The sequence below is a fragment of the Actinomadura sp. 7K534 genome (genome assembly GCF_004348575.1).
Classification (GTDB): Bacteria; Actinomycetota; Actinomycetes; order Streptosporangiales; family Streptosporangiaceae; genus Spirillospora; species Spirillospora livida.
In genome coordinates this window covers 1-14,999 of sequence record NZ_SMKB01000080.1, presented here as the reverse complement: position 1 = coordinate 14,999, position 14,999 = coordinate 1, and the positions used below count along the sequence as shown (strand labels likewise).

Annotated in this window: 15 protein-coding genes; 9 read left to right on the top strand and 6 right to left on the bottom strand. The window is 72.1% G+C overall.

Annotated elements, in window-relative coordinates; all coding sequences use genetic code 11:
• Window positions 1–36: 36 nt before the first annotated feature.
• The 3 genes from E1266_RS17625 (at window position 37) to E1266_RS17615 (ending at window position 3,236) form a co-directional block, all read left to right on the top strand.
• Entirely contained in the window at window positions 37–795 is a 759-nt protein-coding gene (locus E1266_RS17625) for a MerR family transcriptional regulator (protein WP_132048258.1), read from the top strand.
• Window positions 792–1,358, top strand: coding sequence for a GyrI-like domain-containing protein (locus tag E1266_RS17620; protein ID WP_132048256.1), 567 nt, complete (start codon window positions 792–794; stop codon window positions 1,356–1,358). The genes E1266_RS17625 and E1266_RS17620 overlap by 4 nt, the downstream gene beginning before the upstream one ends.
• Window positions 1,359–1,442: 84 nt before the next feature.
• Window positions 1,443–3,236: an SDR family oxidoreductase gene (locus E1266_RS17615; protein ID WP_132048254.1), complete on the top strand. Its 1,794-nt coding sequence runs from the start codon at window positions 1,443–1,445 to the stop codon at window positions 3,234–3,236.
• Between the two features lie 2 nt (window positions 3,237–3,238).
• Here the strand turns inward: E1266_RS17615 and E1266_RS17610 are convergent, their stop codons facing one another.
• Together E1266_RS17610 and E1266_RS17605 are read right to left on the bottom strand one after the other, a co-directional pair.
• The gene (locus E1266_RS17610) at window positions 3,239–4,249 is read right to left on the bottom strand and encodes a helix-turn-helix transcriptional regulator (protein ID WP_132048252.1); all 1,011 of its coding nucleotides are present in this window, start codon (window positions 4,247–4,249) and stop codon (window positions 3,239–3,241) included.
• Window positions 4,246–5,349: an LLM class flavin-dependent oxidoreductase gene (locus E1266_RS17605; protein ID WP_132048250.1), complete on the bottom strand. Its 1,104-nt coding sequence runs from the start codon at window positions 5,347–5,349 to the stop codon at window positions 4,246–4,248. The genes E1266_RS17610 and E1266_RS17605 overlap by 4 nt, the downstream gene beginning before the upstream one ends.
• Before the next feature lie 159 nt (window positions 5,350–5,508).
• On the opposite strand from E1266_RS17605, the gene E1266_RS17600 reads away from it, so the two are divergent.
• Window positions 5,509–6,273, top strand: coding sequence for an endonuclease/exonuclease/phosphatase family protein (locus tag E1266_RS17600; RefSeq protein WP_132048248.1), 765 nt, complete (start codon window positions 5,509–5,511; stop codon window positions 6,271–6,273).
• Between the two features lie 52 nt (window positions 6,274–6,325).
• Window positions 6,326–7,390, top strand: coding sequence for an MBL fold metallo-hydrolase (locus E1266_RS17595; protein ID WP_132048245.1), 1,065 nt, complete (start codon window positions 6,326–6,328; stop codon window positions 7,388–7,390).
• A gap of 33 nt (window positions 7,391–7,423) precedes the next feature.
• Here E1266_RS17595 and E1266_RS17590 read toward each other — a convergent pair whose 3' ends face one another.
• Entirely contained in the window at window positions 7,424–7,987 is a 564-nt protein-coding gene (locus E1266_RS17590; protein WP_132048243.1) for a dihydrofolate reductase family protein, read from the bottom strand.
• Window positions 7,988–8,246: 259 nt separating this feature from the next.
• On the opposite strand from E1266_RS17590, the gene E1266_RS17585 reads away from it, so the two are divergent.
• Complete coding sequence (locus E1266_RS17585; protein WP_132048241.1) at window positions 8,247–9,473, top strand: ROK family transcriptional regulator; 1,227 nt, start codon at window positions 8,247–8,249, stop codon at window positions 9,471–9,473.
• Between the two features lie 10 nt (window positions 9,474–9,483).
• On the opposite strand, the gene E1266_RS17580 is transcribed toward E1266_RS17585, so the two are convergent.
• Window positions 9,484–9,678 carry a hypothetical protein gene (locus E1266_RS17580; protein ID WP_132048239.1) on the bottom strand — a complete coding sequence of 65 codons (195 nt, stop codon included), beginning with the start codon at window positions 9,676–9,678 and terminating at the stop codon, window positions 9,484–9,486.
• Window positions 9,679–9,843: 165 nt separating this feature from the next.
• Between E1266_RS17580 and E1266_RS17575 the strand changes: the two genes are divergently transcribed.
• On the top strand, window positions 9,844–10,389 hold the full coding sequence (locus tag E1266_RS17575; protein WP_132048237.1) for a hypothetical protein: 546 nt from the start codon (window positions 9,844–9,846) through the stop codon (window positions 10,387–10,389).
• A gap of 11 nt (window positions 10,390–10,400) precedes the next feature.
• Here the strand turns inward: E1266_RS17575 and E1266_RS17570 are convergent, their stop codons facing one another.
• Window positions 10,401–12,122 (bottom strand): peptidylprolyl isomerase, encoded by a 1,722-nt coding sequence (locus E1266_RS17570; RefSeq protein ID WP_132048235.1) that lies wholly within the window; start codon window positions 12,120–12,122, stop codon window positions 10,401–10,403.
• Window positions 12,123–12,189: 67 nt separating this feature from the next.
• The gene (locus E1266_RS17565; RefSeq protein ID WP_132048233.1) at window positions 12,190–13,506 is read right to left on the bottom strand and encodes a GH1 family beta-glucosidase; all 1,317 of its coding nucleotides are present in this window, start codon (window positions 13,504–13,506) and stop codon (window positions 12,190–12,192) included.
• 153 nt (window positions 13,507–13,659) lie between these two features.
• Between E1266_RS17565 and E1266_RS17560 the strand changes: the two genes are divergently transcribed.
• Both E1266_RS17560 and E1266_RS17555 read left to right on the top strand, forming a co-directional pair.
• Entirely contained in the window at window positions 13,660–14,283 is a 624-nt protein-coding gene (locus tag E1266_RS17560) for a TetR/AcrR family transcriptional regulator (RefSeq protein WP_132048231.1), read from the top strand.
• A 46-nt stretch (window positions 14,284–14,329) separates the two neighbouring features.
• The gene (locus E1266_RS17555) at window positions 14,330–14,938 is read left to right on the top strand and encodes a hypothetical protein (RefSeq protein ID WP_243718529.1); all 609 of its coding nucleotides are present in this window, start codon (window positions 14,330–14,332) and stop codon (window positions 14,936–14,938) included.
• Window positions 14,939–14,999: the final 61 nt, after the last annotated feature.

Below are 14,999 nucleotides of genomic sequence, written 5' to 3'. Positions count from 1 at the left end.
GACTCTCCCACCGGGGGAGACGTCAGGGTGGTGCCCGTGAGCAAGGATCTCCTGCCGATCGGACGCTTCGCCCGGCTGTGCCGGCTCAGCGTCAAGCAGCTCCGGCACTACGACGACCTGGGGCTGCTCGCCCCGGCGTGGACGGACCCTGCGTCCGGCTACCGGTACTACCGGCCGGCCCAGGCGCGGGACGCGCTGATGATCGGGCTGCTGCGGGCGATGGACGTCCCGCTGCCGGTCGTGGCGCGCGTCCTGTCCGGGGACGAGCGCGCCGAGCTGAAGGCGGCGCGGGACCGCATCGAGGCCGACGTCGCCAGGCGGCGGCGCGGGCTGCGGCTCCTGGACCGCGTGCTCGCCGAGGGGCTGCCGGAGCACGAGGTGTCGCTCGTCCGGGAACCGGCGCGGCGGGTGTTCACCGCCCGCGAGCCCGCGACGCCCGCGACGATCCCCGATGCGACGGGGGCGTGCGTGGCCCGGCTGCTGCCCCGGATGTCGCCCGGCGGCCTGCTGGTCGGGCTGTTCCCGCTGGACATGGCGGAGGAGTTCGACGTCCGCGTGACCGTCGAGGCGCCGGACGGCGACGACCTCCTGCCCGGCGGCATGTTCGCCTCGGCCGTCCATGTCGGCCCGTACGAGGAGATTCCGCTCACCGTCCACGGCGTGCTCGCGTGGTTCGGCGACCACGGGCACACGCCCGCGGGGCCGGTCCGCGAGGTGTACCTCAGCGACCCCGCGACCACGCCGCCCGAGCGCCTGGAGACCCGGGTGCAGATACGAGTGGAGGACTCCCAGTGAGCGAAGTGAACGTGCCCCTGAAGGAGACGGGGGCGAGCTGGTACGAGGCGGCGGAGGAACCAGAGCTGGTGGAGCACGGCCCCGTGTCGGGCCTGGCCGTGACCGGGCGCGGTGAGCCGGGAGGCGCGGCCTACGGCCAGAGCGTGGGCGCGCTGTACGCCGTCATGGGTGCGCTCGGTGCGCCGATGGTGCCGCTGGAAGGACGCTGGTGGGTCGAGGACGAGCGCTCACCGTTCGACGTGCCGCGCGACGAGTGGTGGTGGCACCTGTTCCTCCGGCTCCCGGACGACATCACTTCGGTGGACGCGGTCGTCGAACGGGTGCGGCCGGGGATGCCCGCGGCGTGCCGCGTCCAGCGCGTGACGTTCACCGACGGGCTGTGCGTCCAGATGCTTCACCGCGGGCCTTACTCGGAGGAGCCCGCGTCCCTCGCCCGCATGGTCGCGCTCATCGAGGCGGAGGGTCTCGTCCGGAACGGCCTGCACCACGAGATCTACCTGTCGGATCCCGGTGAGGCCGACCCGGCGAAGATGCGCACGATCCTCCGCCAGCCCGTCCGGTAGGCGGGACCGCGCGCTGTCGGCGGCCTCCCGGACGGGCGTAGTTTCACGGTAAACGAGCTCTTACGGACCGGGGTGGGCGGCGTCATGGGTGACCTTCGGGTGAAATCGGGCGAGGTCGAGCTGGCGGTGCGGGTGCGCGGTGCGGAGCGCCGGCCGACGGTCGTCCTCGTGCACGGCTACCCGGACACGAGCGCGATGTGGGACGAGGTGGCCGAGCGGCTCGCCGGCCGGTTCCGCGTCGTCGCCTACGACGTGCGCGGCGCCGGAGCCTCGACCGTGCCCGCCGACCCGCTCGACTACGGGCTCGACGCGCTGATGGGCGATCTCCAGGCTGTTCTGGACGGGGTCGGTGCCGAGGAGCCCGTGCACCTCGTGGGGCATGACTGGGGCTCGGTCCAGGGCTGGGAGGCCGTCATCGGGGACCTGCTGCGGGGCCGCGTCGCGTCCTTCACCTCGATCTCCGGCCCGGACCGGCGGCACATGGCGCGCTGGGCGCGGGAGGCCGTCCGGTCCGGGCCGCGCGGGGTGGCGGAGGTCGTCGGGCAGGCGCGGCGGAGCGTCTACATGCCGGTGCTGATGGCGCCGAAGGTCGGGGAGGCCGCGGCGCGCGTCCTGGCCACCGGGTTCCCGCGGCTGCTGGGGCTGCGCGAGGGCGCCGAGCCGCGCTCCGGTCACCCGGCGGCCACCCTGGCGGCGGACGCGCGCAACGGGCTCGGCCTGTACCGCGCGAACATGGGCCGACGCCGTGGAGGCGGGGCCGGGCCCGCCGACGAGGGCCGGACCGACGTGCCCGTGCAGCTCATCGTCCCGACCAAGGACCGGTACGGGTCGCGGTCGCTGCTGCTGTCGGCCCGCGGCCCGGTGGCGCGGCTGTACGTGCGGCGTGCGCCCGCCGGGCACTGGATGGCGCGCAGCCACCCGGACCTCGTCGCCCGCTGGGTCACCGAGTTCGTGGAGCACATCGAGGGCGGACCGGAGACGCAGGCCCTCGCCCGCGCCCGCGCGGCGGGAGTGCCGGGCAGGGACTTCGGCGGCGATCTCGTCGTCGTCACCGGGGCGGGCAGCGGTATCGGCCGCGCCACCGCCCACGCCTTCGCCGCAGAAGGGGGAAGCGTGGTCGTCGCAGACATCGATGAGGGCGCGGCCAAGCGCACCGTGGACGAGATCACCGCGGCCGGTGGCGAAGCCCACGCGTACAGCGTCGATGTCGCCGACGCGGACGCGATGGCGCGGTTCGCCGACTACGTCCGTGACTCGTTCGGCGTACCGGACGTCGTCGTCAACAACGCGGGCATCGCCATGGCCGGCTCACTCCTCGACACACCGGAGGAGGACTGGGCGCGCATCCGCGCCATCAATGTGGACGGCATGTACCGGGGCTGCCGCCTGTTCGGACGGCAGATGATGGAGCGCGGGGAAGGCGGCCACATCGTCAACATCTCGTCCATGGTGGCGTACCTGCCGAGCCCCGAACTGCCCGCGTACGGGGCCACCAAGGCGGCGGTGCTCCAGATGACCGAGTGCTTCCGCCTCGACATGGACCGCTACGGCGTCGGCGTCTCCGCCATCTGCCCCGGAGCGATCGACACGCCCATCACCGGCCGGACCCGTTTCGTGGGCATGGCCCCAGGCGTGGACAACGAGCTGCGTGAGCGGATGGGACGCGCGGTAGAGCGACGTGGATTCCCGCCAGAGAAGGTGGCACGGGCCGTCCTGCGGGCGGTCCGGCAGGACACACCGGTCGTGTACGTCGCGGCAGAAGCCCGCCTGGGCCGCGCCCTCTCCCGGGTGTCGCCGACCGCGAACCGGGCGATCGGCCGCATCGGCCGCCGCGCGGGAGACCGGTTCCTGGCGGACGTGGGACGCCGCCACGGCTGACCTCAGACGAGCTGCCCGCTCCGGCGGAGCGTCTGTGTCGGGGTCTCTCCGAACCGCTGCCGGTAGTGGGCGGCGAACCGGCTCATGTGGACGTATCCGGCGGCACCGGCGACATCGGTGACCGTGCGCGGGCCCGGCCGGGCTTCGATCAGCGCGGTCCGGGCATGGTCGAGCCGGACCCCGCGCAGAAGCTGCGTCGGGGTCAGCCCCCACTGGTCCTGGCAGATCGTCTGGAGCTGCCTGACACCGATCCCCACCGCCGTGGCGATGTCGACGACGCCGATCGGACGGTCGTGGTGGGCCTCGATCCACTCCCGGATCGCCCCGGCGAGATGGTGCGGGGCCCGGGGCGGCGCCTCCGCGAGCCGCTCGGTGGCGGTGTGCGGCAGGCCCAGGAGGACGGCGGTGAGCAGCGACTCCTCCAGGTTCCGCGCCGCCAGCGGATGCAGCTGCCCCTCTTCCTCCGCGGTGACGTGGTCGAGCACGTCGCACACGTGCCGCCAGGTCCGTTCCACGATCGAGGACGGCAGGATGGCCGGGCCGTCCACGCTGTGGAAACGCAGCGGCGGGGTGTGCCGCCGCCCCAGCTGCCCGGCGAGGTGGTCGGCGAGCCGGCCGGTGCTCGTGGCGATGACGAGGCACCCCAGCAGCGGGTCGGGCGTCATCCGCATCGCCTCGTCATGCGACAGGACGAGGCTCCCACCGGCCGTGTCGCGGCTCTTCGTGGCCCGGTACTCGACGCCCATCGGCGCGATCGGCGCGCACATGGCGAAGTGCCCCTCGGTCGGGGGCGTGTCCACGATGACCCCGCCGCCCCCGTAGCGCACCCACACGAGGGTGACCGCGCCCACGCTGACGGCGTTGACCAGACCGTCTAACGGGACGTCCGGCTCACGGGCATGGAGGTCGTGCCCAACGGCGAATGGTTCGACCGTGTCGTGCAGGACGCCGATGTCCTTGCTGGCGACCCGCTGGTGAGCGGACAGGGGCGGCGGGGTTCGGGGAGCAGTCATGGTCGTGTCGGTGGCGTTTCCTGAGGGTCGGCGGACAGGACACCCCGCGCACGTAGCCGCGGCATGACCTCGTCCGCGAAGTAGCCGAGTTCGTCAGCGTAATTGAGGAACGACAGAGCGATACCGTCGAATCCCGCACTCGCGAACTCCGCGAGGGCGTCCGCGACGGTGTCCGGGTCGCCGACCAGCGGGCAGCTCCCGTGACCGGCGGCGAACCTTCCCCGGTAGACCTGCAGCATCTCGGGCGTGAACGACTGCGCGTGCAGGCCCTGCAGCCGCATCACCTCGTCCACGGCGGGCCAGTCGGCGTGCTCGTCGGCGTAGTAGCGCAGGAAGTCCTCCGCCTCGGCCTTCGTCGGGCGGCACACCACGTGGCCGAGCGTGAAGACCCCGACCGCCCGGCCGTGGGACGCGGCCTCCGCGCGGATGGCCCGGACGATCTCCGCCCCGTCATCGGGGCCGCCGACGACGGTGAACGCGCGGTCGGCGTTGCGTGCGGCGAAGGAACGGCCCTGCGCGGACGAGCCCGCGTTGATGACCGGGAGGCCGTGCCCGTTGTACGGCTTGGGTCTTCCCACGACATTCTTCAGCTGGAAGAACTCCCCCTCGTGGTCGAAAGGCTCGTCGACCGACCAGATGCGTTTGACGACGTCCCACCATTCCTGCGCGAGCGCGTACCGCGTGTCGTGGTCGTCGGGCAGGGTGAGCCTGAACATCTCGTATTCGGGTGCGTGCCACCCCGCGACGATGTTCAGCCCGATCCGGCCCTTGCTGAGATGGTCGGCGGTCGCGAGCTGCTTGGCCGCGACGACCGGATGGTGGAACGCGGTGTGGACGGTGCTGAAAACGCGGATGCGGCTCGTGGCGGCCAGCAGCCCGGACGCCCATACCAGCGGGTCGAGGGCGCTTCTGTGGAAGTCGGTATCGGGACCCCAGTCGGTCCAGCGCGCGACGGGCAGCAGGAAGTCGATGCCCTTCTCATCCGCCAGCCGGGCGAGACGGAGATTGTCGTCCCAGGTCGCGTGCCACCTTTCCGGGGCGTTCGTGATCGCGAGCCCCGATTCGGTGTTCGGTGAGAACAAGCCCAGCTGGAAACCCATGCCGACCCCTCTTCGTCCGTGCCGCGTCCGGCATTGCCCGCCCAGTATCGGAAGCGTCCGGGACACCGGGCAATGTCCAGCCCGCCCAGAGCGGGGTGCCCGTAGAGTGATCTGCATGGCCACGTGGGATGACGTGCGGCGCAGCACGCCGGAGGAACGATGAAGGCGCGGGTCCTCACCCTCAACACGCTGTTCCAAGGCAACTCCCGGGCCCGGCTGGGCGTGCTGGCCGGAATCCTGGAGGAGGCCGACTACGACGTGGTCTGCCTCCAGGAGGTCATATCTCCGCTGAACCTCGCCCGTCTCCGGCGTGCCGTGAAGTCGTACCCGCACGTCGCGCACGCGTCGGCCTTCCCCGTGGTGCGCGGCGGTCTGGTGACCCTCTCCCGTCTGCCGATCGTCCGCCGGCACTACCGCGCGTTCACCCCCACCCGCCCGGCGCGCCCGGAATGGCTGATGCGCAAGGGCGCGCTTTTCACGCGCGTCCGCCTGCCCGGCCCCGGCGGTTTCCTGACGGTCGTGAACACGCACCTCTCCGCGAACATGGACATGGACTGGGCGCCGTCCAACGTGTACACGAAGACCGAGGAATCCGAACTGCGCGAACTCGCCGCCCACATCGGCAGGGTGGACGCGGCGGAACCCATGGTCGTCATGGGCGACTTCAACGTCCCCCGCGACCATCGCCTGTTCCGGGATTTCGCGTCAGCCGCCGGTTTGCGGGACGCGCTGAACGGTGACACGGCCACCACTTACAACCCGGACTATGCCGCGATCGGCCCCATTGACCAAATGCTCATCCGACCGGGGATGGACGCCACCGCCCGTGTTGTCTTCAAGGACCGCATCCGCCTTCCCGATGGCACCGAGACGTATCTGTCCGACCACTACGGCATAGCGGCGACCATCACCGCCGCGGTCTGACCCGGCCCGACATGATCGTCGAGCGGGCCTCCCCGGGCGTTAGGCTGCCGGTATGTGCGAGACGGCAGGCACGCCCGGGGAGGCTTCGGCGGCCATGCCGCGCCCGGCGGCGGGGACGGCGGTCGACCCGATCGCGCTGGAACCGGTCGACGAGATCGAGATCCTGACCCTGGTCGACAACGTCTACGACGCGCTGCTCACCAGCGACGAGCGCACCCGCCGCGCGGGCTTCGGCGCGGGCGCGGTGACCGCGCGGCAGTTCGACGGCGACCGGACCTTCACCGGGATGATCGCGGAGCACGGGTTCTCCGCGCTGGTCACCGTGCGCCGGGCGGGCCGCTCCCACACGCTGCTGTTCGACACGGGCCTGTCCCCGGACGCGATGGTGACCAACGCCGACCGGCTGGGCATCGGCCTCGGTGACGTCCAGGCCGTGGTCCTCAGCCACGGGCACTTCGACCACGCGGGCGGGCTGGCCGGGCTGGCGGGCGCCCGCGGCGTCCGGTCGCTGCCGATGGTGCTGCACCCCCTGGTGTGGACGAGGCGCCGGCTGGCGGTCCCCGGCAAGGAGGTGGAGGAGCTCCCCACGCTGAGCAAGCGGGCCTTGGAGGGGGAGGGTTTCGCCGTCGTGGAACGCCGCGAGCCCTCGCTCCTCCTGGACGGCAGCGTGCTGATCACCGGCGAGGTCGACCGCACCACCGAGTTCGAGCGCGGAATGCCGCCCCCGCACCAGGCGTGGACGGGCGGCGAGTGGGTCCACGACCCGCTGGTGATCGACGACCAGGCGCTCATCGTGAACGTCCGCGACCGGGGGCTCGTCGTGCTGACGGGCTGCGGGCACTCGGGCGCGGTCAACATCGTCCGGCACGCGCAGCGGCTGACCGGCGTCGACCGCCTGCACGGCCTCCTCGGCGGGTTCCACCTGGGCGGCCCGGCGTTCGAACCGATCATCCCGCCCACCGTCCAGGCGCTGACCGAGTTCGCCCCGAACCTCGTGGTCCCGGGCCACTGCACGGGCTGGCGCGCCCAGCACGCGCTGGCCGCCGCCCTGCCCGACGCCTGGGTGCAGGGCAGCAGCGGCACCGCGTACCGCCTGTCCGCCGCGTCCGCCAACTGATCCGGCCCGGCCGCCGCGAGCGGTCGGCCGCGGTCAGGAGCGCTTCGGTTCGAGGTGCAGGGCGGTGATCCCGCAGTCGAACGGGCGGGCCGCGACGAGCTGGAACCGCTGGTGGCCGTCCACCTCGGGGAACACGGGCAGCCCCGCACCCAGCGAGGCCGGGTTGACGAGCAGGTGGAGCTCGTCGATCAGCTCCCGCGCGATCAGGTTCGTCACGAGCGTGCTGCCCCCGTAGGCCATCAGGTCGCCGCCGGGCTGCGCCTTCAGCCCGTTCAAGATCTCCGAGAGGTCGCCCCCGGCGACGACGGCGTTCTTCCACGGCGACTCGGTGAGCGAGTCGGAGATGACGACCTTGGGGGTGTTGTTCATCCAGTCGATGGACTTCTGGTCCTCGCCCTCCGGGCCGCTCTCCCAGGCGGGGATGAAGCCCTCGGCGAGCTTGCGGCCCAGCACGATCGTGTCGACCGAACCGGACAGCGCGTCGAGGTAGGCGTTGATGTCGTCCGTCCAGGGGAAGGTCATCCAGTCCATCTCGCCGTTCGGGCCGCCCATGTAGCCGTCGAGGGAGGTCTGGACCTGCAGCTTGAGCTTGCGCATGGGTTCGTCCTTTCGAGTCAGGTAGTGCCGGCCGGGCGGCGGACCCCGCCGTCCCGATAGCCCGAACACTGGCGGAACCCGTTTACGAAATGTTTACGGCCGCCGTGCCGCGCCACCTGACGTGCCCGAACGGGCAGGTGAATCACTGGAACGCCCGGTGTCCGACCGTCGCAGGGCGGGCGCCGGAACCGGACCGGGCGGGCGACGGAAACGGTGCCCTTGGGTAACTTGGCGGTGTCACGTCGGGAGAGGAGGAGCCATGTCGTCCTCGACCGTGTCGGGGGCCATCGGCACGGGACGGCTGGTTTCGCAGGCGTCGCGGCGGCGCAACCTCGGGGTCCTGCTGCGGGAGGTGCACCGCGACGGCGCGGTGTCGCGCACCGAGTTGGCCGACCGGATGGGCGTCAACCGGAGCACGATCCTGACGCTGATCAGCAAGCTCGCGGCGACGGGCCTGGTGCGCGAGGAGACGTCGGCGACGACGGGCCGCGCCGGGCGGCCTTCGCTGGTGGTCCGTCCCGAGACCGGCCAGGTGTACGTGCTGGCCTTCGACGTCGCGGTGGACCGCCTCGTCGCCGCCAGGGTGGGGCTCGGCGGCACGGTGCTGGAGCGCAGGGCGGCGGCACGGCGCCGCGGCAACGACGACCTGGACGAGGTCGTCACCGTCCTCGCCGGCTTCGGTGCCGAGCTCGTGGCGTCTGCACCGCCGGACGCGACGTGCGTCGGCGTAGGCGCGTCCTACTGCGGCCTGATTAGGGCCGCGGACGGGAAGGTGCGGCTGGTGCCCACCATCGGCTGGACGGATCTCGACTTCGGCCCGGCGCTCGGCCGCCGCCTCGGGCTCGGGCTGCCCGTGGCGGTCGGCAACGAGGCCCACCTGGGCGCGCTGGCCGAGCACGAGCGCGGCGCGGGCGCCGGCAGCAGAAACCTCGTCTACCTCCACGGCGACGTGGGCGTGGGCGGCGGCATCATCGTCGGCGGCAGGCTGCTGGACGGCGACGAGGGCTACGCCGCCGAACTCGGTCATATGATCGTCAACCCCTACGACGGGCGGCCCTGCAACTGCGGTTCGCGGGGCTGCCTGGAGGCGGAGGTCGGCGAGGAGGCGCTGCTGGAGGCGGCCGGACGCACCGGCGGGCCGCTCGGCCGCGAGGGCGTGCGGGGCGTGGTGCAGGCGGCGGAGCGCGGCGACGCGGCCGCCCGCGCGGCGTTGGACCGGGTCGGCGACTGGCTCGGCATCGGCGTCGCCAACCTGATCAACCTGTTCAACCCCCGTGTCGTGATCTTCGGCGGCATGCTGAGCGAGATCTACCGCGGCGCGGCGGCCCAGGTGGACACCCGCGTGCAGAACAGCGTCCTGCCGGTCTCCCGGGAGCGCGTCGCGCTCCGGACGGCGGCGCTCGGGTACGACTCGACCCTCGCGGGCGCGGCCGAACTGGGGTTCGCCGCGCTGCTGGCCGACCCCCTGGGCGCGCTGGGCCGCTGAGCGCGGCGCGCTAGTTGAGGACCAGGAAGACGATGCCGCCGATGAGGTGCGCGAGGACGGTCACCACCAGGACGGCGATGAACACGGCCTTGGCCGTCGGGTGGTCGAACATGGACCCGGGGCGGCTGCGGTGCGACGACCGGTCCTGGGCCTGCCGTTCGAGCTGCTCCAGGGACGGCAGGAAGGACGGGCGCTTCAAGGCCATCGGATCTCCTCCCCGGTTGCGTGGTCGTCACCCTGGTCAACGCGCGGCAAAGCGGGGTTAGTCCCCGCGATTCACTCCCGCGGGGGACCGGTGCCGCTCCAGGGAGGGAGGCTCCGCCCAGGGCGCGCCGCGGAGCATGAAGGCGTTCACGCTAAGGAGGACGCCATGACCACCGCCCGCCCGGTCCCCCGATGGGCCGATGTCGTCGCCCACATCATCCCGTTCACCGTGCTGCCGTCCGGAATATGGCGGATCGCACTCGGCCTCGGGGTGCCGATGGGCTTCGGGAACGGAAGCGAGCTCACCGACTTCCCGCATCCGATCGGGACGCCCTACGTCTTCTCCCTGAGCATCCTCGCGGAGCTCTTCGCGCTGCTCGCGATCGGGCTGGTGCGCCCCTGGGGCGAGGTCTTCCCGCGCTGGTTCCCGCTGATCGCGGGGCGCCGGGTGCCCGTCTCGTTCGCCGTCGGGGCGGCGTCGCTCGGCGCCGCCGCGGTCACCTACCTCAGCGTGGACACGGCGTTCGTCTGGGACGAGGCCATGGCGCTGCCCGGCAGCCCGGACGGGTTCGCGGAGACCGTGATGACCGCCGCCTACGCGCCCTGCCTCGCCTGGGGACCGCTGCTGGCGGTCGTGACCGTCCACTACTACCGCCGCCGCACCGCGCGCCCGGCCCCCTCCCTGGCTGACGCGGCGGCGCCGGTTCGCTGACTCGCGGTGTGCTAGCTCGTGCGGAGGTCGGTGATGGTGATCGGCTGCTTCGGTTCGCCGTCGTCGGCGCCGCTGTCCAAGCCCGCCTTGGCGACCTTGTCCACGACGTCCATGCCGCCGGTGACGCGGCCGATGACCGGGTAGCTCGCGGGCAGGTTGGGAGCGTCCTCGTAGAGGATGAAGAACTGGCTGCCGTTGGTGTCCGGCCCCGCGTTGGCCATCGCCACGACGCCCCGGGAGTAGCGGGCGCCGGTCGTGTTCTCGTTGGCGAACTGGTAGCCGGGGCCGCCGGTCCCGCCGCCCGAGGGGTCGCCGCACTGCAGGACCTTCAGCGTCGGGTTCGTCGTGAGCCGGTGGCACTTGGTGTCGTCGTAGAAGTTCTTGCTCGCGAGGAAGGCGAGGGAGTTCACCGCGCACGGGGCCTTCGCGGCGTCCAACTCCACTTCGACCGCCCCGAGGCTGGTCCGAATCGTGGCGGCGGACGGAAGCCGCGAGGCCTCGGACGGGGGCGTTCCGACGTCCTTGATGTCACCGCTGGCGGGCGTATAGGTGCAGTCCTGGGCGGCGGCGGCCGTGGGAGTCACCTGAGTCACCGGTCGTCCGCCCTCGGCGGGGCCGTTCAGTTCCCGGTAGACCACCGTGGCGGCGACCCCGACGGCGGCCAGCAGCACGACGGACGCGGCCACGGCGGTGATCACCAGCGGACGGTTGCCCCGCCGCGGCGCAGCCGGGTACGGATGCCCGGCCGGAGCCGGGACGGGGGGCGGGAACGCCGCGGCAGGGGGCGCGTGCGGGAACGGAGGCGCGGTGGCCGCGGCCCCCGGCCAGGCGCCCGGCTCGCCGGCCGGTTCCCGCGCGGGCGGCGCGCCCGCGGGCAGGGCCGAGGAGGCGGCGGAAGTGCCCTCCGCCAGGAGGTTCGCGTCGGAGCCGGTCCCGAGCAGTCGCTGCAGCACCTGGAGCGCGGTGGGACGGCTCGCCGGCTCCTTCGCCAGGCAGGACGCGACGAGGTCGCGCAGGTCGCCGGTCAGCGCGCCCAGGTCGGGCTCGCCGTGCAGGATCCGCTGCATGATCGCCGGGACGGAGTCGCTGCCGAACGGCGGCGTCCCGTTCGCCGCGAACGCCATCGTGCAGCCCCACGCGAACATGTCCAGGGGCGCGCCGCCCGCGGACCCCGCCACCTGCTCCGGCGCCATGAAGGCCGGGGTGCCCACGGCGCCGGTCATGGTCGCGGACGTGGCGTCCAGCGAGCGGGCGATGCCGAAGTCGATGACCCGCGGGCCGTCCGCGCCCAGCAGCACGTTGGCGGGCTTGAAGTCGCGGTGGACGACGCCCGCCTCGTGGATCGCCGCGAGCGCGGTCGCGGTGCCGATGGCGAGCCCGGTCAGCTCGGCGCCGCCGATCACGCCGCGCCCGGTGACCAGCTCCCGCAGCGACGGCCCCTCGATGTACTCGCTCACGATGTACGGCGGCTCGGCGTCGGCGTCGGCCGCGAGGATGGGCGCGGTGCAGAACGGGGCGACGCTCCGTGCCGCGACCAGCTCCCGCTCGAACGCGGTGCGGGCGCGGGCGTCGCTCCGGAAGTCCGCGTGCAGGAGCTTCACCGCGACCCGCTGCCCGGTGCCGGACTCCCCGAGGAAGACGCTGCCCTGCGCGCCCTCCCCGATCCGGGCGGTCAGCCGGAAACCGCCGACCTCCCGGGGGTCGTTCGGGCGCAGCGGGCGGGTGCCGGGCATTCGTTACCTCCAACGCGGAAGCGGCGTGAGCAGGCTATCCATGATCGCCCGCACCGCGCCCGGGAGCTCAGCGCGATCCGGCGGGCTCGCGGGAGGACGCGATCAGGTCGCGGTACCAGGTGAAGGACTTCTTCGGCGTGCGCTTCTGGGTCTCGTAGTCCACGTGGACGAGGCCGAACCGCGGGTGGTAGCCCTCCGACCATTCGAAGTTGTCCAGGAGGGACCACGCGTAGTAGCCGCGGATGTCGATGCCCTCGTCGATGGCGGTCCGCATGGCCTTGATGTGGGCGTCCAGGAAGTCGATGCGGGCGGAGTCGTCCACGGTGCCGTCCGGGCCGATCTCGTCCGGGAACGAGCAGCCGTTCTCGGTGATGTAGAGCGGGGGCAGGTCGTACCTGGAGGCGAGCGTACGCAGCAGTGACAGGAACGCGTCGGGGACGATCGGCCAGCCCATCCCGGTCGTCGGATACTCGGTGATGTCCACGATGTCGAAGGGGAGCGGCCCTTCGGACGGCGTCGCCAGCCGGGTCGGCTGGTAGTAGTTCACGCCCAGGAAATCGAGGGGTGCGGCGATGACGGCGAGGTCCTCGGGACGGACGAACGGCGCCCCGTCCATGAGATCGGGGTAGCGGCCGGTCAGGACGGGGTCGGTGAACAGCCGGTTCATGAACGCGTCGAAGGCGTCCGCGGCGGGCTGGTCCTCCGGCGTCGCCGCCCATGCCGGGGAGTAGTGGTTCGTCAGGCCGACGTTGCGGGCGTTCCTGCTGCGCAGGGCGTGCACGGCCAGGCCGTGGGCGAGGAGCTGGTGGTGCGCGGTGGGGAGCGCGTCGAGCATGAGCGCCCGGCCGGGAGCGTAGACGCCGAACGCGTAGCCGTAGGCCATCACGACCACCGGCTCGTTGAGGGTTATCCACATGTCGACGCGGTCGGCGAGCCGCTCGGCGGCGAGGTAGGAGAATTCGGCGAACCGGTAGGCGGTGTCACGTTCCATCCAGCCGCCCGCGTCTTCCAGCGGTTGCGGGAGGTCCCAGTGGTAGAGCGTCGCGGCGGGGGAGATGCCGGCGGCGAGGAGGCCGTCCACGAGCCGGTCGTAGAAGTCGAGCCCCTTCGTGTTGACCGGGCCGATCCCGGCCGGTTGGACGCGCGGCCACGCGATCGAGAACCGGTAGGAATCGACGCCGAGGTCCTTCATGAGCGCGACGTCCGCGGGCCACCGGTGATAGTGGTCACACGCGACGTCGCCGGTGTGGCCGTCGCGGACGCGTCCCGGCGTGCGGGAGAACGTGTCCCAGGTGGACGGGCCGCGCCCGTCCTCGTCCACCGCGCCCTCGACCTGGTACGCGGCGGTGGCGACACCCCAGCGGAACCCTTCCGGCAGCCCCATCGCGCCCCTCCTCGACATGACCCGCGCGAAAACGCGAATAGCCTTCGGATATTAGGGGCTCGGGTGGTGTGCGCGGAAGACTCACCTGACCCCGGGGGGCGACCGCCGGCCCGCGGATGCCGAGGTCCGCCGCGTTGGGGTGACAATGGTGGGGTGACCGAGATCCGGACTCCGCTCCGCCGTCGTCCAGCCCAGCGCCGCAGTGCCGAACGCGTCCAGCGGATGCTCGACGCCTGCGCGGACATCCTCGACGAGGACGGCTACGACGGCCTCACCACGACGCGCATCGCCCAGCGCGCCGACGTGGCGATCGGCTCGGTGTACCAGTTCTTCCCCGACAAGCGCGCGGTCGCGCAGGCCCTGGCCCTGCGCAACCTGGAGGTCTTCGGCGAGCGGGTCTCGGCGCGGCTGGCCGAGGGCGACTTCGCCGAATGGTCCGACACGGTCGGCGCGATCATCGAGATCTTCGTCGAGATGCACCGGACCGTGCCGGGCTTCCGCATCCTGCGGTTCGGCGACGTCGCGGACGTCAACCTGCTCGACTCCGACGCCGACAACAACGCGGTCGTGGCCGAGACGCTCCGGCAGATGATCGTCGAGACCTTCGACCTGCGGGACACCCCCGGCCTGGCCACCGCCCTCGCCATCTCGGTGGAGGCGGGCGACGCCGTCCTGAAGATGGCGTTCCGCAGCGACCCGGCCGGCGACCCGGTGATCGTCGCCGAGGCGGAGCGGCTCATCCACAGCTACCTCGCCTCGCACATCGAAGATTCCTGACCTGTCACACTCATCCGTGACAGATCTCGCAAAGGCTCAGGAACGGGTGAGTCCGCTGGACGGACAAGGGCTCCAGGCGCACACCAGGCTGCTGATCAGGCAGCGGATACGCCTGATGGTGAACCAGTACGAAGTGCACGCCGAGGCGCCGGGCGGCAAGGAAGGCGAGCTGCTCGCCTTCGCCCAGCAGAAGCGCATGGCGTTCAAGGAGCAGGTCACCCTCTACACGGATGACACGAAGTCCCGGCCGATCCTCGGCTTCAAGGCCCGCAAGCGCATCGACCTCGCCTCCGCGTACGACATCACGGACGCCGACGGGCGGGCGATCGGCGTCTTCCGCAAGGACTTCAAGAAGTCGCTGCTCGCCTCCACGTGGCACCTCGAACAGCCCGGCCTCGGCGTGACGACGGGCAGCGAGCGCAACAAGGCCCTCGCCGTCCTGCGGCGCGTCTGGCAGTTCATCCCCTGGGTGGACGCGCTCCCGTTCGCGTGGCCGTACCACTTCGACTTCTACGCCGGCGACCAGCTCGTCTTCTCCGTCGACAAGAAGTTCGGCATCCGCGACCGCTACGTCGTCGAGATCCACGACCCGCGCCTGGACCGCCGCCTGGTGATAGCCCAGGCCGTCGGCCTGGACGCCCTCCAATCCCGTTGAGCCGAGCGTGCCGGGAGGCGGGTCGTAGGCGACTGAAAGGGGCGGCTGAGGGGGTCGGTTG